Raw genomic sequence first — 21,695 nt, 5'->3', positions numbered from 1 at the left:
ACGCTTAACACATCATGTCACCGGGAGAATTCACCATGCGAGGGTTGCTCGTTTTGTTATTTGCCACCGGCCTGCTGGGATTGCCCCTGGCGGCCAATGCCGCCCGCACCCAGGTCACGGAAGTACTCGGCGGTTTGGAACACCCTTGGTCTTTGGCGTTTCTAAACGATGCCGGCGGGATGCTTATCACCGAACGACCGGGCCGGTTGCGCTATTGGCAGCCCGGTGCGTCGCTGTCGCCGCCGATCAGCGGCGTGCCGGCGGTGTATGCCCACGGGCAGGGAGGGCTGTTCGACGTCCTGCCCGCGCCGGATTTCGCCCAATCCCGACGGATTTACCTCAGCTTCGCCGAGCAGGGCAAACAGGATGCGGGCACCGCGGTCGGCTATGGTCGTCTGTCGGAAGACAACCGCCATCTCGCCGATTTCAACATCATTTTTCGCCAGGGGCCGAAACTGTCCAGCGGCGAGCATTTCGGCGGCCGGCTGGCGTTTGATCGCCAGGGCATGCTCTATATCAGCCTGGGGGAAAACAATCGCCGCCCCACCGCTCAGTCCCTCAGCAAGCATCAGGGCAAAGTAGTGCGCCTGCACGCCAACGGCGAGGTGCCGGAGGACAATCCCTTTGTGCATCAGGAGAACGCGCGGCCGGAAATCTGGACCTACGGCCACCGCAACCCGCAGGGGCTGGCCATGAATCCCTGGACCGGCGATATGTGGGAGAATGAACACGGCCCGCGCGGCGGAGACGAAATAAATATCCTGCATAAAGGCGCCAATTACGGCTGGCCGATCGCCACTTATGGCATCAATTATTCCGGGTTGAAGATCCCCGAGGCGCGCGGCGGCATCGTCGAGGGGACCGATCAGCCGGTTTGGTTTTGGCAACATTCACCGGCGGTAAGCGGAATGGCGTTTTATCAGAGCGAGCGCTTTCCCGCCTGGCGCCATTCGCTGTTCATCGGCGCGCTAAAAACCAAGGCGCTGTTGCGCCTTAGCCTGAAGGGAAACGATGTGGTGTCGGAGCAGCGCTTGCTTACGGATCGCGCCGAGCGTATCCGCGATGTCCGCGCCGGCCCCGACGGTTACCTCTATGTGCTGACCGATGATCGCAACGGTAAGCTGTTGCGGGTGGGCCTGGAGGAGGACTAAGTCGCGCGCCGGCTTCAACTGAGCGGCAGCATGACCCGCTGTTGATAGGCCGTTCGTTCGCACAACGCCTGATACCAGGCCTCCAAGCGCGGGCGGGGTTGCCGCTCAATGGCCAGGTTGAACCAATTATAGGCCAGGCATCCGAGAGGAATATCGCCAATGCCGAAAGCGTCGCCGGCAAACCACGGCTGCTTCTCCAGCGCGCCGTCGGCGATGGCGAACAGCTTCTCACAGGCCGCAATACCGCGCTCGATGGCCGCCGGGTCGCGTTGTTTGGCGGGCGTGCGCACCAGGCTGACAAACAGCGGCTGCAGCGCGGGGGCCAGTAACGACAGCGTCCAGTCCATCCATTTTTCATTGCGCGCCCGCTCCGCGGCATCGCTGAGCAGCCAGACATCCTGACCGTAGCGAGCGGCGAGGTAGCGTACAATGGTATTGGATTCCCACAGGACCAAATCGTTTTCATCATCCTGCAGGCAGGGGACCAGCCCGTTGGGATTCAGCGACAAGAAGGGGGCATCCTGATTCTTACCGTATTGGCCCCCCGCCGGGATGAAATTAAACACCAGCTGCAGCTCCGCCGCGCACCACAGTACCTTTTTGACGTTGACCGAATTTTCACGACCCCAAATCGTTAACATAACGCCTCCACAGCGAAATGATGGTTGTTACGCTTTTCCTGTCGGCAATTACGGCGGGTAGGCTACGTTCAGCGATGTGCCCTGCCCAAGCCGCGGCGCCGACGGCCGCGCGCCGATCGCCAGAAAACACGGCAGACGGCGCGGGCGGGTTCTTGGACGCTACGCAGGTGATGATGCCTCGTCCGGCGCGGGGATGCCGCCGGCTTGACTGATTATGTCTATTTGCAATCTATTTGATTGCAAATGGAGTTATTAGTTAATAATTCTTATACTGTGACGTATTAGCGGCGTTTAATCAATTGCCCGCGCCGGAAGGGTTTTATTTCCTCAATACCGCGTGGTCGCTGAAAAAATTGACAATAAAAGGGCTGACAGGCGCGCGCCAATGCGGCAAAGTTAAACGGTTTCGATTAGAGTAGATTTGCTAGAACATGATATAGACATGCGCGCGGCCCCTGCCGGCCATGCGCGCAACATCCGCCACCGGATTACCCGCGGTGACTCTTATTGAATGGATACTCTGGCCTCGTCATGATGAAACCTGTTTTCAGCACTCAACGTTATGCCCTTGCTTTGGGCACCTTACTGGTTCTTGCCATCCCTGTTGCCCACGCCGCTGAGGCCCCGCCCGCCGCGCCGGAAATCAACGCCCGCGCGTATATCCTGATGGATTACCAAAGCGGCAAGGTGCTGGCACAAGCCAATGCCGATCAGCGCCTAGACCCCGCGAGCCTCACCAAAATCATGTCCAGCTATGTCATTGGGCAGGCGATGAAGGCCGGCAAAATTCATCCGGCGGACAAAGTGACGATCGGTAAAGACGCCTGGGCCACCGGCAATCCGGTTCTGCGCGGCTCGTCGCTGATGTTCCTGAAACCGGGCGAACAGGTGACGGTCGATGATCTCAATAAAGGTATTGTTATCCAATCCGGCAATGACGCCAGCATCGCGCTGGCGGACCACGTTGCCGGTAGCCAGGACGCCTTTGTCAGTTTGATGAATCAGTACGCCGCGGCGCTGGGGCTGAAGAACACCCATTTTCTGACGGTACACGGCCTCGATGCGCAAGGGCAGTACAGCACCGCGCGCGACATGGCCATTCTCAGCCAGGCGCTGATTCGCAATGCGCCGGACGAGTACGCGCTGCACAAAGAGAAAGAGTTCACCTACAACAAAATCAAACAGCCTAACCGTAATCGTCTGTTGTGGAGCGGTAATTTGGCCGTCGATGGCGTGAAAACCGGTTATACCAGCGGCGCCGGTCACAATCTGGTGGCGTCGGCCACCGATAACGGCATGCGGCTCATTTCCGTGGTGCTGGGCGCGCCGACCGATGGTATTCGCTTTCGCGAGAGTGAGAAGTTGTTGACCTGGGGATTCCGGTTTTATGAAACCGTGATGCCTATTCCGAAAGACCGCCCCTTTACTCAACAGCGGGTGTGGTTTGGCGATCGCAGCCAGGTGAATTTAGGCGTCGCGCAGGATGCGGCGATTACCTTGCCGAAAGGGCAATTGAAAAACCTGAAGGCGTCCTTCACGCTCTCCTCCCCGCATCTGGAAGCGCCGCTGGCCAAGGATCAGGTGGTGGGCACCATCAACTTCAGTCTGGACGGCAATGTCATCGAGCAGCGCCCGCTGGTGGTGATGGAGGAGGTGAAGAAAGGCGGCATTTTCCGCACGCTGTGGGACTGGATCTTACTGAAGATCCACGGTTTGTTCAGCTAAACTCCGCCTATGCAATCTGCCGACGCTGGCACCGCCGCGGGCGCCTCCCGTTAGCGCCCGTCGGCTGATTGCGCCGGCGCTGTGCCGTCGGGCGACGCTGCCGCTTTAGACAGACATCGCCGGCGCAACGCCTCACATGAGCTTATAGACGGTCGCGGTCAGCGCGACGAGCCCAACCGCCCAAACAAAATAATTGCTCGCCAATCCGCGATAGCGCGCCATAGCGGGCACTTTGTTGATGGCGTACATCGGCATCAAGAACAGCAGCATGGCGATAACCGGGCCGCCCAAGGTTTCAATCATCCCGAGAATGCTTGGGTTGATAGTGGCGACCAGCCAAGCGGTCAAGAGCATGAATACGGCGGTTATCTTGCCCATGGCGCCGGCGGAAATTTCCTTGCCGCGCGCCTGCAGGGCCGAGGTTACCAGCCCGCTAAACCCTTCGCTGGCGCCGAGATAGTGCCCCAAAAAGGATTTGGCGATGGCGACAAAAGCGATAATCGGCCCGAGCGAGGCGATAAAGGGATTATCAAAATGGTTGGCCAGATACGACAGCATAGAAATATTTTGCTCCTTGGCCTCCTGCATGTTTTCCGGCGAAAGGCTTAAAGCGCAGCTAAAAACGAAAAACATCACGGTCAACACCATCATTACATGGCTACAGGCCAGGATGCGGGAGCATTTCGATTCGGCCGCATCGCCATATTCTTCGCGTTTAGACATGGCGAATGACGAGATGATAGGGGAATGATTAAAGGAAAACACCATGACCGGCACCGCTAACCACAGGGTGCTGAGCAGCCCGCCGCCGTCGGCCTGCGGCTGCACCAGCGGCGCATGAAATATCGCGCCGCTCCAGTACGGAATTAAATAGAACGACAAAAACACCAGCACCGCGACGAAAGGGAACACCAGCACGCTCATTGACTTGACGATAATGTCCTTCCCGAGCCAGATAATCATCATCAGCCCCACTATCAACAGCAGCGCCAGCAAAGCCCGCGGCGGCGCGCTGTAGCCGAGCTGATGCACGATGAAACTCTCGACGGTATTGGTGATAGCGACACTGTAGACCAGCAGGATCGGATAGATGGCGAAGAAATACAGTAGCGTAATAAGGTTACCCATGCGGTTACCGAAATGCTCCTTCACCACATCGGTAATGTCGTTGCATTTACCGTTGCCCGACAGCACGAACCGCGTCATGCCCCGGTGGGCGAAAAAGGTCATGGGAAAGGCAATAAGCGCCATGATAAGCAGCGGCAGCAGCCCGCCGATACCTGCATTAATGGGCAGGAACAAAACGCCGGCGCCGATAGCCGTGCCATAAAGTCCCAACATCCATACCGTATCGGTTTTGCGCCAGGCCGCGTCGGACGGGATAGCCCGCGCGGGGGAAGCTTTTGTTATGTCCATAAATTCTCCGAATAAAACGCAAAGGCTGGCGGGCAATAAATTCTCGCCGCCGCCGTTACTCTGTTTTGAATAATTATATTGAGGTGGTTCAATTATCCGTCTTGGATTTATCGAAAATCTTCGGGGGAATAATAATGCGTTTATTTGCCACTGCCAGCGTTAATGCCATTTTTTTTGACACCGGTCGAATATTTAATTGCAATAACCGATTATGGCATAATATTCTCTGGCATGAGTCAATCAATGAGCGAATACATTGGCGTTCATGCTATAAAAGTTTAAAGGTAGTGCTTATATTTCAATAGGTTAAAATTTAGTTTTCTCTTTTTCGTCTCTAGGTTATTTTTTGTTAATTGCGCAGGTTACATGTAAAATTTACGTGTCATGAAGAGTGGCTAAATAATACGCATAACGGGACGCTATTCCGGGAAATATATCACGTGAAGAAAATACACCCCAGTTGTGGTGATTAATTGTGCAATAAGGACAACAGCGCATAAAATGCTGGCTTTGTTTGGTTGATAACACGCCTTGTACGGTCGCTATTGACGGGTTAGTGCCTGTGACGCGACCGTTTGGCGCAAGTTGCTGACGCTCGCCGTGTCTATTGGTGTAACGCAAATCGATATTACGGCCAAGGAAGTCGCGGCGGCGAGGATGATAAAAGGACAGGGACGAAGCAAAATAAAAAACCCGAGCGTCTTGAACCTAATAGGCGGGACGCTCGGGCTCCTCAAAATGGGGACATCAAAGAAAAGCAGTGGCATAAAGTAAGACCGGGAGGCGGGGCAAAAGTTCTGCCGCCGCGAGAAATAATTTTTTACTCTCCGTTAAGCCGCCGCGTATCGGCGGCGCGGGTCCGGCTATCATCGGCTGCTTAACGCGGCCGCTATCGGCCTAAGCCTGTCGGCGGGATCCCTCGAGACCCACGCGGCCCGCGCGGCCTGACAGCAAACACTCCTAACCCGCTTCTGAGGGTGACGCTTGCGTAACGTTGTCGCCACGGCGTCTGGCGACTGCCGCACTCCTTGCTTGACAAGGTAACTGAACCTGACTGGCGGTCATAGCCGTAGCGCGACGGACCACACTTGCCCAATGCCCCTGCCTGATTGAACGTCCATGTATTAGGGAAATTTCCGAAAATTGCGCTCGCCGGGGCAAAAGTCCCTCAAAAACGGTGACAGTCCGTTAACCAGTAAATAACCCCCGGGGACGTCGCCGGAAAAAATAGCGCCGGCGTTGATGGCGTTGGGCCATCGGGTTAACAGGGGAAAAGCTCAATCCTTTTATCGTGTTGGCGGGACGTTGCACTGTCGTCACCGCCATTGACGCCCGCGCCCGGCAGCAAATCACTAACACTTTTGCAGCGCGCCGTAACAAAAATATGACCGGATTTACCCGAACGCGTAACCGATATTTTACCTGCAACGCCTTGATATAGTTGAAGTTAACCGTTAAATTTACTTGACCAATCTCACCGGCGGCCAGGCTTGCCTGACCTCCCGCGACGTTACTTGCTGCGACGCGCATACAGGCACATGAATGCCAAAAGTCAGACGGGCGTAACGGCCGTCTGCCGGGATTTCTGCCCCCGCCACCCGGGGGCGCTTGCTTTTTTTCACCGGGAAACAGGCATTATTGCCGCCATCGTGGCGGGTATCTATGAGGGAGGCAACTATGGCGATTCATCGGTATAACGCGGGCATTGCGGTCAGCTCGCTGGTTTTTGTGCTTATTTTCATCAGTCAAAAAACCGCTCTGCTGTCCTTGGCCGCAGAGGGCCACGGCGGGCAATTCGGCCTGCTGCTGTTTATGCTGCCCGGTATACTCGGCGCACTGCTGGCGGGCAACAATAAGCTGGTTTACCCGTCGCTGGGCGCACTGCTGGCCGCGGCGGTCTGTTGGCTGCTGTTCAATATCGGCGTTACGACCGGCTACAGCCTGTGGCATCAGCTGACTTATCTGTTGAGCGCCGTGTTCTGGTGCGGTTTTGGCGCGCTGGGCTGCTGCTTCGCCGGGATGCTGATGCACCATCCGGCCCATTGAAGCGCCGGCTGAAACGGCGGCGTGGCGCCGACGTCCCACCGGGTGAAAGCACCCCACCGGCGGGCGGTAGCCGCCGTCAGGACGGGTACAGGCTCAGATTTTCCTTGGCATAGGCTTCAAAATCGGTGCAGCCGCCAATATGAATTTGATCGACAAAAATCTGCGGCACCGTTTCCACCGGTTTTCCAACGGTTTTGGACAGATCGGCCTTGGAGATGCCTTCGGCGTGGATATCAACATAACGGTAGGTGAAGTCATCCCGTTCCGCGGTCAGTTTTTCAGCCAACGATTTAGCGCGAACACAATAAGGACAACCCGGACGACCGAAAATGACTGCAAACATAACCACTCCTCTTACATGAACGAATATCGAAACGGCAAGCGCGACGTACGCCGCTGTTTTGCCGCGATTCACTATGCCTGCCCCGGCGGGTAAAAAAAAGCAGAAATTACCTCTCGATTTCATGGCCGTAGCCAATCTTTGGCGTCAAGCGGGCGTCCGCGGGGCGTGAACCGCGGGCGCAACGCTGCCCTGTGGTAGCCCCGGGCGCCGCCCGAATCTTTTCTCGACCCCCGCCGGCGGGGGGATTATGATGTCGCCAACGCGATATTTTGCCTGGATAAAGTGTGAAACTAGCCATTCTCTCCCGCGATGGGACCCTGTTCTCCTGCCGCCGGCTGCGCGAAGCCGCTCAGGCCAGAGGCCATAAGGTCGACATTATCGATCCGCTTTCCTGTTATATGAATATCAATAGCGCGGCCCCTTCGATTCACTATCGCGGCCGGCGGCTTAAGTTTTACGATGCCGTCATTCCGCGTATCGGTCCCTTGACGACCTTTTACGGTACCGCCGTGCTGCGCCAGTTCGAGATGCTGGGCAGCTATGCCCTGAACGAGTCCGCCGCCATTACCCGCGCGCGCGACAAACTGCACTCGCTACAGCTTCTGGCGCGCCAGGGGATTGACCTGCCTATCACCGGTTTTGCCGACTCGCCGGACGATACCGGCGATCTGATAACGATGGTGGGGGGCGCGCCGCTGGTGGTCAAACTGGTGGAGGGGACGCAGGGGATAGGCGTGGTGCTGGCGGAGACCCGACAGGCGGCGGAAAGCCTCATCGACGCGTTTCGCGGCCTGAAAGCGCAGTTTCTGGTGCAGGAGTTTATCGCCGAAGCCGATGGGCGCGATGTCCGCTGTCTGGTGATAGGCGATACAGTCGTGGCGGCGATTGAGCGCCAGGCCAAAGCGGGCGATTTTCGTTCCAATTTGCATCGCGGCGGCAGCGCGCGGCCGGTAATCATCAGCGAGGCGGAGCGGGCGATGGCGATTCGCGCGGCGGCAACGCTGGGCCTGAACGTGGCCGGCGTGGATATCCTGCGCGCAAAGCGGGGGCCGTTGATCATGGAGGTGAATGCGTCACCGGGGCTGGAAGGCATAGAAACCGCGAGCGATCTCGATATCGCCACGCTGATGATCGCCTTTATTGAAGCCCGTCTCGCCGCTCGACCCTGCCGGTAAGCTAGAATAACCCGTTTTTCGGATAAAACCGGCGCGCGGGGCGTCGTCGCCGCCGCGCGCCTGGGGATTGCTTAAAAATCAATCGCCTGTTCCCCGGCCGACGCGGTCAGCGGCGGCCGGATTTGTCTCGTCGTCGCCAATCTCCGGTAAGGGAAGGTGAAATTGCTGCATTTGACCATAGCGCTACTATTTATTATTCCGTAAGCTATGCCCCGTTTCATACTAGAGAAGAGGTTGGCCTTATATGGATTCACTTGTCGTACCGGATCTGGATATCCTGAGGCGCTGGCTGGAGAAGCTGAATTTATCATTCTATGAATGTGACTCTTGCCAGGCGTTGCACTTGCCGCATATGCAGAATTTCGACGGTATTTTTGATGCCAAGGTCGATCTGGTTGACAATGTCATCTTGTTTTCCGCTATGGCGGAGGTACGGCCGACGGCCCTTATCGCCCTGGTGGGGGATTTGAGCCAGATCAACGCCAGTTCGCTGACGGTGAAAGCGTTCATCGATATTCAAGACGACAACTTGCCCAAACTTGTGGCCTGCCAGGCCCTGGTCAGCGCCGCCGGGGTGACCCTCGGCCAGTTTCGCCACTTTATGCAGCAGGCGGAGGAGCAGATTTCCATGCTGATTATGGAGGCGCGCGCCAACGATCTGTTATTTATGGGTGAAGAGGACGACAGCGACGCCCATGCCCCTTCAACGCCGGTGATTCATTAACTCGCCTCGGGTCCGCGTGCCCGGCATACCTCATGGTTTGCCGCGTTCTGCCCATTCCTACCACCGTCGCGTGTGGCATTACCCCAGGCTTAACCGCCGCCGCCCGGCCCGCGATCGGGTCTGCCGCGTTCCGCCCGTTCCTACCACCGTCGCGTGTGGCATTACCCCAGGCTCAACCGCTGCCGCCCGGCCCGCGATCGGGTCTGCCGCGTTCCGCCCGTTCCTACCACCGTCGCGTGTTGCATTACCCCAGGCTTAACCGCTGCCGCCCGGCCCGCGGCCTGATTGGCCGCATCATGGCCGATGGTCCTATCGGCCGCGCCAAGGTGTTATCCTGCCGATCGCAAGTGTCGTATTCCTTTATACTGCCTAAGGGACAGTATGCGCTATTTTATTTGCCTTACGCCGGCCGGTTACGCCCGAAAATGCGGGGAAATGCATAATTAATCACTTAAAGTCGTTTTTTACGCCGAATACTGGCGCGGGAACGCCTGTACGGTTATGCTGGCGATCGGCTCTGCGGGCGTCTGACGCGGGAGGTTAGCGCGTGCAACCGCGGCGCCGCCTCGCGCAAGCCACCGGCCGTTGAGCGGCGGTTTTACCGCACGGGCCACCCTTGAATGCCGGGCTCGCGCTTATTGCCAATCGGCGGGATCGGTGCAGCGACATTAACGCCGCCTTTAGATGAAGGTTTAGGGAGGAAGTAACGGATGTTCACCCAACGTCAAACATGGCTTACCGGTGCGATTGCCGGCTTACTGATGGCCGTTTCCGCCTCTGCGTTCGCGGAGCAGAAAACGCTGCACGTGTATAATTGGTCGGACTATATCGGGCCGAATACGGTGCCTGATTTTGAAAAGAAAACCGGCATCAAGGTGGTCTATGACGTTTTCGATTCCAATGAGGTGCTGGAAGGGAAACTGATGGCCGGCAGCACCGGCTTCGATATCGTTGTGCCCTCCGCCAGTTTCCTGGAGCGCCAGCTGTCGGCCGGGGTATTCCAACCGCTGGATAAGAGCAAACTGCCCAATTACAAAAACCTCGACCCAGAGTTGCTCAAGCTTATCAGCCGCCACGATCCCGATAATAAATATGCCGTTCCCTACATGTGGGCTACCACCGGCATCGGCTATAACGTCGATAAGGTGAAGGCGGTGCTGGGCAAAGATGCGCCGGTTAACAGCTGGGATCTGGTGCTCAAGCCGGAGAACCTGGAGAAACTGAAAAGTTGCGGCGTCTCGTTCCTCGACGCTCCTTCCGAGATTTACGCAACGGTGCTCAACTACTTGGGTAAAGACCCCAACAGCGACAACGCTGCCGACTACACCGGGCCGGCCACCGATTTGCTGCTGAAACTGCGGCCGAGCATTCGCTACTTCCACTCTTCGCAGTACATTAACGATCTGGCCAACGGTGATATTTGCGTCGCCATCGGTTGGGCTGGTGATGTGATGCAGGCCGCCAACCGGGCCAAGGAAGCGAAAAACGGCGTTAATATCGCCTATTCGATTCCGAAAGAGGGGGCGCTGGCGTTCTTTGACGTGCTGGCTATTCCGGCGGACGCCAAAAACCTCGATGAAGCCTACCAGTTCATCAACTATCTGCTGGAGCCGCAGGTCATTGCCGACGCCAGCAATCAAATTTTTTACGCAAACGGCAATAAAGCGGCCACGGCGCTGGTAAACCCGGAAGTGCGTGACAACCCAGGTATTTACCCGCCGGCGGAGGTGCGCGCCAAACTGTTTACCCTGAAAGTGCAGCCGCCGAAAATCGACCGCGTGATTACCCGCTCCTGGACGAAAGTAAAAAGCGGCAAATAACCCGGCGAATTACGCTACGCTTACCTTAACCGACAGGCGGCTCACCCCCGCCTGTTATGCTTTGTTCGCGGCAATGCGCCGGCCGAGCCGGTCCGCTGTCCCCGCCGATACCGGAGAGTGATGTTAGTGAACGATGCACTACCCCGTCCGCCGTCCAACAGCGCCCGCAAAATGGTGACGCCTTTGCTGGAAATCCGCAATCTGACCAAAAGCTTTGACGGACAGATGGCGGTGGATGATGTCAGTCTGACTATCTATAAAGGGGAGATGTTCGCCCTGTTGGGGGCTTCCGGCTGCGGCAAGTCCACTCTGCTGCGGATGCTGGCGGGATTCGAGACGCCGACTCACGGCGCCATTGTTCTTGATGGTCAGGACCTCTCCCATACGCCGCCCTATCAGCGTCCGATCAATATGATGTTCCAATCCTATGCGCTGTTCCCCCACATGACGGTGGAGCAGAATATTGCCTTCGGCCTGAAACAGGACAAGCTGCCGCGCGCGGAGATAAAACAGCGGGTGGATGAGATGTTGGCGATGGTGCATATGCAGGAATACGCGGCGCGTAAACCCCATCAGCTGTCCGGCGGCCAGCGGCAACGGGTGGCGCTGGCGCGCAGCCTGGCCAAACGGCCCAAGCTGCTGCTGCTGGATGAACCGATGGGCGCGCTGGATAAGAAACTGCGCGATCGCATGCAGCTAGAAGTGGTGGACATTCTTGAGCGGGTCGGCGTGACCTGCGTCATGGTCACCCACGATCAGGAAGAAGCGATGACCATGGCGGGCCGTATCGCCATCATGAACCGCGGCAAGTTTGTGCAAATCGGCGAGCCGGAGGAAATTTATGAGCACCCCAACAGCCGGTTCAGCGCCGAATTCATCGGCTCGGTAAATATGTTCGAGGGGTTGCTTAAAGCGCGTTCCGACAATGCGCTGATTTTGCAAAGCCCGGGCCTGCTGTCTCCGCTGCGGGTCAATACCGATGTTTCGGTGGTGGACGGCGTGCCGGTTCACGTAGCGCTGCGGCCGGAAAAAATTATGCTGTGCGAGGGCGCGCCGGCGGACGGCTGTAACTTCGCCGTCGGGGAAGTGATCAATATCGCCTACTTGGGGGATTTGTCCATTTACCACGTCCGCCTGAACAGCGGCCAGATTATCAGCGCCCAGCTGACCAATGCCCACCGTTACCGCAAGGGCGCGCCCACCTGGGGCGACCAGGTAAACCTGTGCTGGGATGCGGATAGCTGTATTGTGCTTACCGTCTAGGGGAGGGGAATTGTATGTCCAACGCCAACCCTAAATCGCCGATCGGCGGCGCGCGGCGCGTGGTGATCCCGGGCCTGCTGACGCGCTTGCAGATGGCCCACGGCCGCAAGGCGGTGATTCTTCTGCCGTACCTGTGGCTGCTGCTGCTGTTTATGTTGCCGTTTTTGATTGTCTTTAAAATCAGTCTGGCCGAAATGGCGCGCGCCATTCCGCCCTATACCGATCTGGTTGCGTGGCTGGACGGTACGCTGACCGTTTCGCTCAACCTCGCCAATTTCATGCAGCTGCTGGACGATCCGCTCTACATCGAAGCCTATCTGCAATCCCTGCAGGTCGCGGCGGTGTCGACCTTCTTTTGCCTGCTGCTGGGCTATCCCATGGCCTGGGCGGTGGCGCACAGCCGGGCATCGACGCGTAATATTTTGCTGCTGCTGGTGATTTTACCCTCCTGGACCTCGTTTCTGATTCGGGTCTATGCCTGGATGGGCATTTTAAAGAATAACGGCGTGCTGAATAATGTGTTGATGTGGCTTGGGGTTATCGACCAACCGCTGGTCATTTTGCACACCAATCTCGCGGTGTATATTGGCGTGGTATACGCCTATTTACCCTTTATGATCCTGCCTATCTATACCGCGCTGACCCGCCTGGATTATTCGCTGGTGGAAGCTTCGCTGGATCTGGGCGCGCGGCCGCTGAAAACGTTCTTCCAGGTTATTGTGCCGCTCACCAAAGGCGGCATTATCGCCGGTTCGATGCTGGTCTTCATTCCGGCGGTGGGGGAGTATGTGATCCCCGAGCTGCTCGGCGGGCCCGACAGTATTATGATCGGACGGATCTTGTGGCAGGAGTTTTTCAATAACCGCGATTGGCCAGTGGCTTCGGCGGTGGCGGTGGTGATGCTGGTGCTGCTGATAGCGCCCATCATGTGGTTCCATAAACATCAGAACAAAGCCATGGGGGATCAGCGATGAATCAGTTACCGGTGGTCCGTTCGCCCTGGCGCATCGTGATCTTGCTGGTGGGCTACACCTTTCTCTACGCGCCGATGCTGATGCTGGTGATTTATTCCTTCAACAGTTCGCGGCTGGTCACGGTCTGGGCCGGCTGGTCCACCCAGTGGTACCACGTGCTGGTGCATGACAACGCGATGATTAGCGCCGTGACGCTGAGTATGACCCTGGCGGCGTCGACCGCCACCATGGCGGCGGTGCTGGGGACCCTGGCGGCGGTGGTGATCGTCCGTTTTGGCCGTTTTCGCGGCGCCGGCGGGTTTGCCTTTATGCTGACCGCGCCGCTGGTGATGCCGGACGTGATAACCGGTCTGTCCCTGCTGCTGCTGTTTGTGGCGCTGGGGCACGCGATAGGCTGGCCCGCCGAGCGCGGTATGTTTACCATCTGGCTGGCGCATGTCACCTTTTGCACCGCGTATGTGGCGGTGGTGGTGAACTCGCGCCTGCGCGAGCTGGATCAGTCGATCGAAGAGGCGGCGATGGATTTAGGCGCGACCCCGGTGAAAGTGTTTTTCATCATTACGCTGCCGATGATCGCCCCGGCCATCATCTCCGGCTGGCTCCTGGCGTTTACCCTGTCCCTTGACGATCTGGTTATCGCCAGTTTCGTCGCCGGTCCCGGCTCCACCACGCTGCCGATGCTGGTTTTCTCCAGCGTGCGCATGGGGGTCAATCCGGAGATTAATGCGTTGGCCACGCTCATCCTAGCGGTGGTGGGGGTGATAGGCCTTATTGCCTGGTGGCTGATGTCCCGTAAGGAAAAACAGCATCAGCGCGATCGTCAGCGCGCCGCGCGTGGCTGATAAACGGAATCGCTGCTAATCTTAGGGAGTGCGCCGGCGGCAAACGGCGCGAGCATGAAGGAGAGAGGCGATGTCGGAGATACTGAGAAACAGCACCACCATTGGCGCCCGGCCCCGGGTTCGGGTGCCCATCGGCACGCCGGTGGCGGTGATGATAGCCGGGATCGCGCTAATTACCATTCGTTGTCTGGACGTGGTGCTGCTGTTTAATGCGTTTGGCGTCAACGGGATGCACAGTTTTGTCAGCAACAGCAGCCGCGCTTGGGATCTGACCGGCCTCTTCCTGGCCAGCCTGACCATGGTATTCATCGAAATCCGCTGCGGCTTTGGTGTCATGCGCGCCGTGCCCTGGACCCGCTGGTGCTATTTAGGCTGCCAGATGATAAGCGCCCTCTATCTGTTTTTCGCCACCTGGCGGGGTTTTTATCCGGAAATGTTTATGCTGCCGGGCGACAGCGCCGGGCAAATCAGCTATGAGGTGTTGATGCTGAAATTGCCGGATCTGCTGATTATCGCGCTGCTGTTCGGTGCCCCGTCCAGCCGCCGTTTTTTCGCCCGCCGTAGATGATTTGACGCGGGGGCGGTGCTACAATGCGCCCCCGTTCTGCCTGCCAATATCCGAAACCGCCCATGCATTGCGAACTTTTCACCTCCGAACGCTGCCGCTCTTGCCAGTGGCTTGCCATGCCCTATGGCCAGCAGCTCGCGGAAAAACAGCGCCGGCTGGCCGCGCTGTTGCCTGCCGTACCCGACGACGGTTGGCAGCCGGCGATGGGCTCCGCGCCGCAGGGGATGCGCAATAAAGCCAAAATGGTGGTGAGCGGCAGCGTTGAGCGGCCGCTACTGGGCATTGCCGATGCCGATGGCGGGGTGGACCTGTGCGCCTGTCCGCTTTATCCGGCCAGTTTTGCGCCGGTGTTCGCCGTTGTGAAACAGTTTATCCCGCGCGCGGGGCTGACGCCTTACCATGTGGCGCGTCGGCGCGGCGAACTCAAATTCTTGCTGTTGACCGAGAGCCGCCATGATGGCGCGATGATGCTGCGCTTTGTGCTGCGTTCCGAGGCCAAGCTGGCGCAGTTACGCGCGGCCTTGCCCTGGCTACAGGCGCGCTTGCCGCAGCTGCGGGTGATTTCGGTCAACCTACAGCCGGTACCGATGGCGGTCCTCGAAGGGGAGCGGGAAATCGTGCTGACGCCGGACCGTGCGCTGGAGGAGCGGCTTAACCAGGTACCGCTGTATATTCGGCCGAAGAGCTTCTTCCAGACCAACCCACAGGTCGCCGCCGGCCTGTACGCTACCGCCCGCGATTGGGTCGCCGCGCTGCCGGTGACGCGGCTTTGGGATCTGTTTTGCGGCGTGGGCTGCTTCGGCCTGCACCTTTGCCGTCCCGGCATGCAGCTGACCGGCATTGAAATTAGCGCGGAGGCCATCGCCAGCGCGCGTCAGTCGGCACATCAATTAGGGTTGGAGCAGGTTTCGTTTCAGGCGCTGGATTCCACCCAATTTGCCGTGCAAAACGGCGAGGCGCCGGATTTGGTGCTGGTCAATCCGCCGCGGCGCGGCATCGGCCATGACCTGTGCGCCTGGCTTAGCGCCACGGCGCCGCGCTGGATCCTGTACTCCAGCTGCCAGGCCGCGACGCTGGTGCGGGATCTCGGCGAGCTGGAGGATTATCGGGTGTGCCGCGTCCGGCTATTCGATATGTTTCCTCATACCGCCCATTATGAAACGCTGGTGCTGCTGGAGCGCCGCGCGGCGACGCCGATAGCGGCAGGCTAAGTCCGCGGCCGCCCGCCAGTGTCAGAGGCGGGCTGGCCGTATCCCCTTAACGCGGTGCGGTCAGCGCGCCCGCCGCCGGAAATCAGTTGCGGCGCTCAAAGCGCAGCGCCCGCCGCTCCAGCGTGCGCATCAGCAGCGTCAACACGCCGTTGACGCACAAATAGATAATCCCCGCCGCGCCGAACACCATCACGTCATAGGTCCGGCCATAAAGCAGCTGACTCTGTCCCATCACGTCCATCAGGGTGATGGTATAGGCCAGCGAGGTGCTTTTGAACACCAGCACCACTTCGTTGGAGTAAGAGGAGAGGGCGCGCTTGATGGCAAACGGCATCAGCAGCCGCAGCGACTGGAACCGACTCATGCCCAGCGCCGCACAGGACTGCCACTGACCATCAGGAATGGCGCGCATCGCGCCGGCAAACAATTGCGTGCTGTAGGCCGCGCTGTTAAGCGCCAGCGCTACCATGGCGCATAACCAGGGCTGTGACAGTAGCGACCAGAGCCAGGGGATGTCGCGCAGGGAGGCAAACTGACCCGGTCCATAATAGATAAGGAAAATCTGCACCAGCAGCGGCGTGCCGGTAAATAGCGTGATATACCCCGTCACCAGCGGCGAGAGCACCGGCGTACGCAGCGAGAGGATCAGGGTAAACAGCAGCGCCAGCAACAGCGCCACCAGCACCGCGGCCGCCGTCAGCGACAGGCTGACCGGTAGGCCGGGCAGCAGCGCCAGCAAATAACCGGCCATCAGGATGCCCTCTTGTCAAATCGCGTGGCGCGCCTTTCGCAGGCGCGCAGGACGGCCTGGCTGAACAGCGTAATCACCAGGTAGACCCCCGCCGCCAGCAGATACCAGGTAAACGGCTGTTGCGTAAAGCTAACAATACTTTTGGTTTGCAGCATCAGATCGTTAACGCTAATCAGCGACACCAGCGCCGTGTCCTTTAACAGCACCAGCCACTGATTTCCCAGACCGGGCAGGGCGTGGCGCCACATTTGCGGCAGAATCACCCGAAAAAACGTTGCGCCGTTACTCATGCCCAGCGCCTGCCCCGACTCCCACTGACCCTGCGCAATGGCTTTCAACGCGCCGCGCAGGGTCTGCGAGGCGTAGGCGGCATACAGCAGCGCCAGCGCGATGACGCCGCAGAGAAAAGGACTGACATCGAAGTTGTCGATGGGCAGCGCGAGCGAGAAGCGCAATGATCCCAAAGACAAGGTAACGCCATCCGCCAGCGTCACCAGCAGCTGCGAGGCGCCGAAGTAGATAAACAGCACCACCAGGATTTCCGGCAGACCGCGCAGCAACGTGACCAGCGCGGTCCCACTCAACGCAAGCCAGCGCCAGCGCGCCGATTCCAGCGCGGCAAAGCCCATGGCCAATAGTAGACCAATGACCAGCGCGCACAGCGCCAGGCCGAGGGTCGTGCCCGCGGCGGTGGCGATGGGGTAGAGTTCCGTCATCAAAGTAACTTACTGCTTAAACCATTTCTGATACAGGCTCTGATAGGTACCGTCCTGCTTGACCTTGTCCAGCGCCTGATTGAACTTATCTACCAGCGCCGTATTATTCAGCCGCACGGCGATACCGAGGCCGGTACCGAAATAGGCTTTATCGGTCACTTTTTCGCCGACGGTCGCCAGGCTTGCGTCCTTCATCAGCCATTCGTTCACCACGGCGGTATCGCCGAACACGCTGTCCAGGCGGCCGTTTTTCAGATCCAGGATCGCGTTCTGATAGCTGTCGTAGGGCACCGCGGTGATTTCGGGGTGTTTATCCATCAGGTATTTCTGATGGGTGGAGCCGTTTTGCATCCCGACGCGTTTGCCGGCCAGGGACGCCAAATCGGTGAATTTGCCTTTCTGGGCGACAAAGACCGCCGAATTTTCATAATAGGGCTGGGTGAACGCGACCTGCTTTTGACGATCCGGGGTGATATCCATACCGGAAATCACGGCGTCAAAGCGGCGGAAGCGCAGGCTGGGGATCAGGCTGTCAAACGCCTGATTGGTAAATGTACACTCCACTTCCATCTGCTTACACAGCGCATTGGCCAGGTCGATATCGAAGCCCTGGATTTTATTGTCGGCCCCGACAAACTCGAACGGCGCATAGGTGGCTTCGGTGGCGAAACGCACGGTTTGCGCGGCGCTAACGCCGGTGGATACAACGGCCAGCAGCGCGGCAATAACGGTCTTTTTCATTGGTGTGATTCCCGAAAAGATTAATGCGATAAATACTGCGCAAACGCGGCGGTTTGCGGTTGCGTGAAATGGCTGGCGTCGCCCTGTTCCACAATGCGGCCGTTTTCCATATACACCACCCGGCTTGCAGTCTTGCGCGCCACCTCCACTTCATGGGTGACGATCACCTGGGTGATGCCGGTCTGCGCCAGCTCACGAATGATGCTGACGATTTGCGCGGTGATTTCCGGATCCAGCGCCGCCGTCGGTTCATCGAACAGCAGCACCTGCGGCTCCATCATCAGCGCGCGGGCGATAGCCACACGCTGTTGTTGGCCGCCGGACAGATGCAGCGGGAAGCGATCGGCATAATCCTGCAACCGCAGGCGCGCCAGCAAATTGTCCGCGCGGGCATTGGCCGCCGGACGGTCCAGGCCGCGGACCCGGCAAGGGGCTTCAATCAGATTCTGGCGCACCGTCAGATGCGGCCACAGATGGTATTGCTGAAACACCATGCCGACATTTTGGCGCAGCGCGCGGATAGACTTCACGTCCGGCGTGCGGCGAAAGTCGAAATGATTACCGGCGATATCCAGTTCACCGTCGCGGGGCATTTCCAGCAGGTTAAGCACGCGCAGCAGCGAGCTTTTCCCGGCGCCGCTCGGGCCGAGCAATACCAGCGTCTCACCCGCCGGGCAGGTCAGGGTGACATCGAACAGCGCCTGATACGCCCCATAAAAGCAGTTGATGCGGTTAAGTTGAATACTCATGCGAATAAACTGAATAGCCATTGGGGGGCAGATGGTACCGTCGCGCCAGCGTCGATGCAATCCACCACGTTGAAAATTTACAATTAGGAAGATAATAATACGAATGACAGTACAAAGCAGCAGCAACGGCCGTTTTTCCGTCGGGTTATGCTTCAGGGGGGCGCGAACGCGCTATAGCGCCCCGGTGCGCCGGGGCGAAACAGACAGGTTAACGTGTCTCCAGCGTTTGGCGCAGCGTACCGGCCGTCGCGGGCGGCGCGGCCCCCAGGTAGCGCACATCGTCCAACACCCAGCAGGTGCCTTCACGGATCATTAGCGCTTCGGCCTGCCAAGCGACATCCGGCCGGTCGCCGGCCTGATGCCGCGACATAGCGACCCGCAGCGGGATATTTTTAGCGTCGGTATTGGGGATACGCGACGCGCTGCGCACCGTCACCGACGTAGGGCCCAGGCTGTCGCCGCTGAAAATGTCCATCGCCGGCAAACGCGCCAGCTTTTGCGTACCGTGGCCGTCCTCGGCCAGACTTTGATACAGCGCGGTACTCAAATAGGGGCGATAGCGGGCCAGGGTGGCGGCATCAGGTTTGCCCTGATTGCCCTGTTGCAGACGCAAATCATAGAATTGCTGCGCCACGCTATCGGGGCCGCCCTGCACGCAGGGCGCGCTGCGGCTGCCCACGTCAGGATAGGCGGGGTCGACCGCGCTACACGCGCTGAGGGCCAGCATCACGGGAAACAGGACCAGCGATTTATTTTTCATTGTCGGCCTTAAAAGTGAAGTGTAAGGGAGCCTGTTCTTCTACAGTATAGATAATTATCAGGGGGTTGTAGCACCCGCCGTGCTATTGCGCAGGGGGTTGCCCGCCCCGGTGGCCGCCCCCCGGGCCCGTGAAATGAGGAACCTTATGTCACCCTTCTTCCCGCGCGCGCCGTGGCGCCCCCTGGGATTTACGCTGTTTATGGCGCTATGGCTACTGGCCGGCTGTCAGCCGCGCGGCTACCGGCTGGACACGTCGCATCAGGCGCGCAGTCAGGATGACCGCATTACGGTGCTGGTGCTGCACTATACCGCTGACGACTTCGATCGCTCATTGGCCACGCTGGCCCAGGGCCCGGTCAGCGCCCATTATCTGGTGCCCGTGCCGCAGGACGGCCGGGCGCCGACGGTACTGCAATTGGTGGATGAATCGCGCCGCGCCTGGCATGCGGGAGAGAGCAGCTGGCGCGGACGCACGCATCTTAACGATACCTCCATCGGCATCGAAATGGAAAACGACGGCTACCGACGCGGCGCCGACGGCGCGTTGCAGTGGGCGCCCTGGCCGCCGCAGCAGGTGGCGGTGGTGGTGGCGCTGTGTCGCGACATTCTGCGCCGCCATCCCATCACGCCGCTCAATGTCGTGGGGCACAGCGACATCGCCTGGCGACGCAAGCAGGACCCAGGCCCGTTGTTTCCCTGGCAGCAACTGGCGGCGGCAGGTATTGGCGTCTGGCCGCCGGCGGCACGGGTGCGCTACTTCCTGGCGGGCCGCGACCCGCAGGCGCCGGTACCGGCGGCGGCGATACTGCGCGGTATGGCGCAACTGGGCTATGACGTCACGCCCGATATGCCGCAAACGCTGCAGCGTCGGGCGCTGCGGGCGTTTCAGATGCATTATCGACCCAGCGACTACCGCGGCTTGCCGGATGCTCAGACGCTGGCGGTCCTGCAGGCGTTATTGGAAATAGACGCCGGTGAGCGGCGCGGCGGCTAATTTGTCATGGTGGGCGAGAAACTCGCGCCAACGGTCAACCACTTTCTCCAGGTCCTGGCGGCTGACGTTGAGATGCGTCACCAGCCGGGTGAGGGTACCCGAGGCGATAATGATACCGTGGTCGCGCATCCAGGGCGTCAGTCTGGCCGCTAAATCGGCGGACTGGCGGATAAACAACATATTGGTCTGCGCGCCCGGCGCGACAATGTCGACCCCCAGTTGCGCCAGTTGCTGCGCCAGCCAGCGGGCGTTATCGTGGTCCTCCTGCAGACGGGTCACATGATGCGCCAGCGCATAGCGTGCGCCGGCGGCCAGAATACCCGCCTGGCGCATTCCGCCGCCCACCATCTTGCGCCAGCGCCTGGCGCGGGCGATGTAGTCTTCGCTGCCGCACAGAAGCGATCCCACCGGGGCGCCCAACCCCTTGGAGAGGCATATTGTCAGCGTGTCGCAATATTGGCTTATTTCGCTAAGGGCAATGCCCTGCGCTACCGCGGCGTTAAACACCCGCGCGCCGTCGATGTGCAGGGCCAACCGCCGTTCGCGGGTCAATGCCCACGCCTGGCGCAGATAATCCTGGGGGACCACCTTACCGTTGTGGGTATTTTCCAGGCTCAGCAGCCGGGTGCGGGCGAAATGAAAATCGTCCGGTTTGATGGCGGCGGCCACTTTGTCCAGCGGCAGCGTCGCGTCATCGGCAAAGTCCAGCGGTTGCGGCTGGATACTGCCGAGCACCGCGGCGCCGCCCGCCTCGAACAGATAATTATGGGCTTTTTGCCCGACGATATACTCTTCGCCGCGCTGGCAATGGGTCATCAGCGCCACCAGATTGGCCTGGGTGCCGCTGGGGAAAAACAGCGCGGCCTCTTTGGCGGCCAGCCGCGCGCCGTCGGCCTCGAGCGCCGCTACCGTGGGATCGTCGCCATACACATCATCGCCGACTTCAGCGGCGGCCATTGCCTGACGCATTGCGTCGGTGGGCAAGGTCACGGTATCACTGCGTAAATCAATCATGCTAATCCCATCCTAACGTATTGGACCGAAGGCCGCTCAAGGGGGCCCGGCACTGCGGCAAACGGCAATCC

At 59.2% G+C, this 21,695-nt stretch carries 21 protein-coding genes; 12 read left to right on the top strand and 9 right to left on the bottom strand.

Features of this window, described 5'->3' with window-relative positions; translation table 11 throughout:
* The first annotated feature begins 35 nt into the window (after positions 1-35).
* Positions 36-1,151, top strand: coding sequence for a PQQ-dependent sugar dehydrogenase (locus tag SANT_RS13650; RefSeq protein ID WP_025422847.1), 1,116 nt, complete (start codon positions 36-38; stop codon positions 1,149-1,151).
* Between the two features lie 14 nt (positions 1,152-1,165).
* Here SANT_RS13650 and SANT_RS13645 read toward each other — a convergent pair whose 3' ends face one another.
* The gene (locus SANT_RS13645) at positions 1,166-1,792 is read right to left on the bottom strand and encodes a glutathione S-transferase (protein WP_025422846.1); all 627 of its coding nucleotides are present in this window, start codon (positions 1,790-1,792) and stop codon (positions 1,166-1,168) included.
* A 531-nt stretch (positions 1,793-2,323) separates the two neighbouring features.
* Between SANT_RS13645 and SANT_RS13640 the strand changes: the two genes are divergently transcribed.
* Positions 2,324-3,517, top strand: a complete 1,194-nt coding sequence (locus SANT_RS13640; RefSeq protein ID WP_038668579.1) for a serine hydrolase — start codon at positions 2,324-2,326, stop codon at positions 3,515-3,517.
* 132 nt (positions 3,518-3,649) lie between these two features.
* On the opposite strand, the gene SANT_RS13635 is transcribed toward SANT_RS13640, so the two are convergent.
* Positions 3,650-4,933: an HAAAP family serine/threonine permease gene (locus SANT_RS13635; protein WP_025422844.1), complete on the bottom strand. Its 1,284-nt coding sequence runs from the start codon at positions 4,931-4,933 to the stop codon at positions 3,650-3,652.
* A gap of 1,677 nt (positions 4,934-6,610) precedes the next feature.
* On the opposite strand from SANT_RS13635, the gene SANT_RS13625 reads away from it, so the two are divergent.
* A complete protein-coding gene (locus SANT_RS13625; RefSeq protein WP_025422842.1) occupies positions 6,611-6,979 on the top strand; it encodes an inner membrane protein YbjM in 369 nt (122 codons plus the stop codon).
* A 76-nt stretch (positions 6,980-7,055) separates the two neighbouring features.
* Here SANT_RS13625 and SANT_RS13620 read toward each other — a convergent pair whose 3' ends face one another.
* A complete protein-coding gene (locus SANT_RS13620) occupies positions 7,056-7,322 on the bottom strand; it encodes a GrxA family glutaredoxin (protein WP_025422841.1) in 267 nt (88 codons plus the stop codon).
* Positions 7,323-7,606: 284 nt separating this feature from the next.
* Between SANT_RS13620 and rimK the strand changes: the two genes are divergently transcribed.
* From rimK to rlmC, 8 genes are all read left to right on the top strand, one after another.
* On the top strand, positions 7,607-8,497 hold the full coding sequence (gene rimK / locus SANT_RS13615) for a 30S ribosomal protein S6--L-glutamate ligase (RefSeq protein WP_025422840.1): 891 nt from the start codon (positions 7,607-7,609) through the stop codon (positions 8,495-8,497).
* Positions 8,498-8,741: 244 nt separating this feature from the next.
* Positions 8,742-9,221 (top strand): YbjN domain-containing protein, encoded by a 480-nt coding sequence (locus tag SANT_RS13610; protein ID WP_025422839.1) that lies wholly within the window; start codon positions 8,742-8,744, stop codon positions 9,219-9,221.
* Positions 9,222-9,931: 710 nt separating this feature from the next.
* Positions 9,932-11,041, top strand: coding sequence for a spermidine/putrescine ABC transporter substrate-binding protein PotF (gene potF, locus SANT_RS13600; RefSeq protein ID WP_025422837.1), 1,110 nt, complete (start codon positions 9,932-9,934; stop codon positions 11,039-11,041).
* Positions 11,042-11,167: 126 nt separating this feature from the next.
* Positions 11,168-12,304: a putrescine ABC transporter ATP-binding subunit PotG gene (gene potG, locus SANT_RS13595; RefSeq protein WP_025422836.1), complete on the top strand. Its 1,137-nt coding sequence runs from the start codon at positions 11,168-11,170 to the stop codon at positions 12,302-12,304.
* A gap of 14 nt (positions 12,305-12,318) precedes the next feature.
* Positions 12,319-13,278, top strand: coding sequence for a putrescine ABC transporter permease PotH (gene potH / locus SANT_RS13590; RefSeq protein ID WP_025422835.1), 960 nt, complete (start codon positions 12,319-12,321; stop codon positions 13,276-13,278).
* A complete protein-coding gene (gene potI, locus SANT_RS13585) occupies positions 13,275-14,120 on the top strand; it encodes a putrescine ABC transporter permease PotI (RefSeq protein WP_025422834.1) in 846 nt (281 codons plus the stop codon). The genes potH and potI overlap by 4 nt, the downstream gene beginning before the upstream one ends.
* 70 nt (positions 14,121-14,190) lie before the next feature.
* Positions 14,191-14,688: a YbjO family protein gene (locus tag SANT_RS13580; RefSeq protein WP_025422833.1), complete on the top strand. Its 498-nt coding sequence runs from the start codon at positions 14,191-14,193 to the stop codon at positions 14,686-14,688.
* 62 nt (positions 14,689-14,750) lie between these two features.
* On the top strand, positions 14,751-15,899 hold the full coding sequence (gene rlmC, locus SANT_RS13575; protein WP_025422832.1) for a 23S rRNA (uracil(747)-C(5))-methyltransferase RlmC: 1,149 nt from the start codon (positions 14,751-14,753) through the stop codon (positions 15,897-15,899).
* 82 nt (positions 15,900-15,981) lie between these two features.
* On the opposite strand, the gene artM is transcribed toward rlmC, so the two are convergent.
* The 5 genes from artM to SANT_RS13550 form a co-directional block, all read right to left on the bottom strand.
* On the bottom strand, positions 15,982-16,650 hold the full coding sequence (gene artM, locus SANT_RS13570; protein ID WP_025422831.1) for an arginine ABC transporter permease ArtM: 669 nt from the start codon (positions 16,648-16,650) through the stop codon (positions 15,982-15,984).
* Positions 16,650-17,366: an arginine ABC transporter permease ArtQ gene (artQ, locus tag SANT_RS13565; protein ID WP_025422830.1), complete on the bottom strand. Its 717-nt coding sequence runs from the start codon at positions 17,364-17,366 to the stop codon at positions 16,650-16,652. Before artQ ends, artM begins: the two co-directional genes overlap by 1 nt.
* Before the next feature lie 9 nt (positions 17,367-17,375).
* Positions 17,376-18,107 carry an arginine ABC transporter substrate-binding protein gene (gene artJ, locus SANT_RS13560; protein ID WP_025422829.1) on the bottom strand — a complete coding sequence of 244 codons (732 nt, stop codon included), beginning with the start codon at positions 18,105-18,107 and terminating at the stop codon, positions 17,376-17,378.
* 20 nt (positions 18,108-18,127) lie between these two features.
* Positions 18,128-18,856 carry an arginine ABC transporter ATP-binding protein ArtP gene (gene artP / locus SANT_RS13555; RefSeq protein ID WP_148296293.1) on the bottom strand — a complete coding sequence of 243 codons (729 nt, stop codon included), beginning with the start codon at positions 18,854-18,856 and terminating at the stop codon, positions 18,128-18,130.
* A 208-nt stretch (positions 18,857-19,064) separates the two neighbouring features.
* On the bottom strand, positions 19,065-19,616 hold the full coding sequence (locus tag SANT_RS13550) for a lipoprotein (RefSeq protein WP_025422827.1): 552 nt from the start codon (positions 19,614-19,616) through the stop codon (positions 19,065-19,067).
* Positions 19,617-19,761: 145 nt separating this feature from the next.
* Here SANT_RS13550 and SANT_RS13545 point away from each other — a divergent pair, with 145 nt between their 5' ends.
* On the top strand, positions 19,762-20,610 hold the full coding sequence (locus SANT_RS13545) for an N-acetylmuramoyl-L-alanine amidase (RefSeq protein WP_025422826.1): 849 nt from the start codon (positions 19,762-19,764) through the stop codon (positions 20,608-20,610).
* Here the strand turns inward: SANT_RS13545 and ltaE are convergent.
* The gene (ltaE, locus tag SANT_RS13540; RefSeq protein ID WP_025422825.1) at positions 20,572-21,624 is read right to left on the bottom strand and encodes a low-specificity L-threonine aldolase; all 1,053 of its coding nucleotides are present in this window, start codon (positions 21,622-21,624) and stop codon (positions 20,572-20,574) included. The two genes, SANT_RS13545 and ltaE, sit on opposite strands and share 39 nt — an antisense overlap.
* Positions 21,625-21,695: the final 71 nt, after the last annotated feature.

The organism is Sodalis praecaptivus (assembly GCF_000517425.1).
GTDB classification, from domain to species: Bacteria; Pseudomonadota; Gammaproteobacteria; order Enterobacterales; family Enterobacteriaceae; genus Sodalis_A; species Sodalis_A praecaptivus.
Note: the sequence above shows the minus strand (reverse complement) of the source record. Positions and strands in the feature narration are given on the sequence as shown.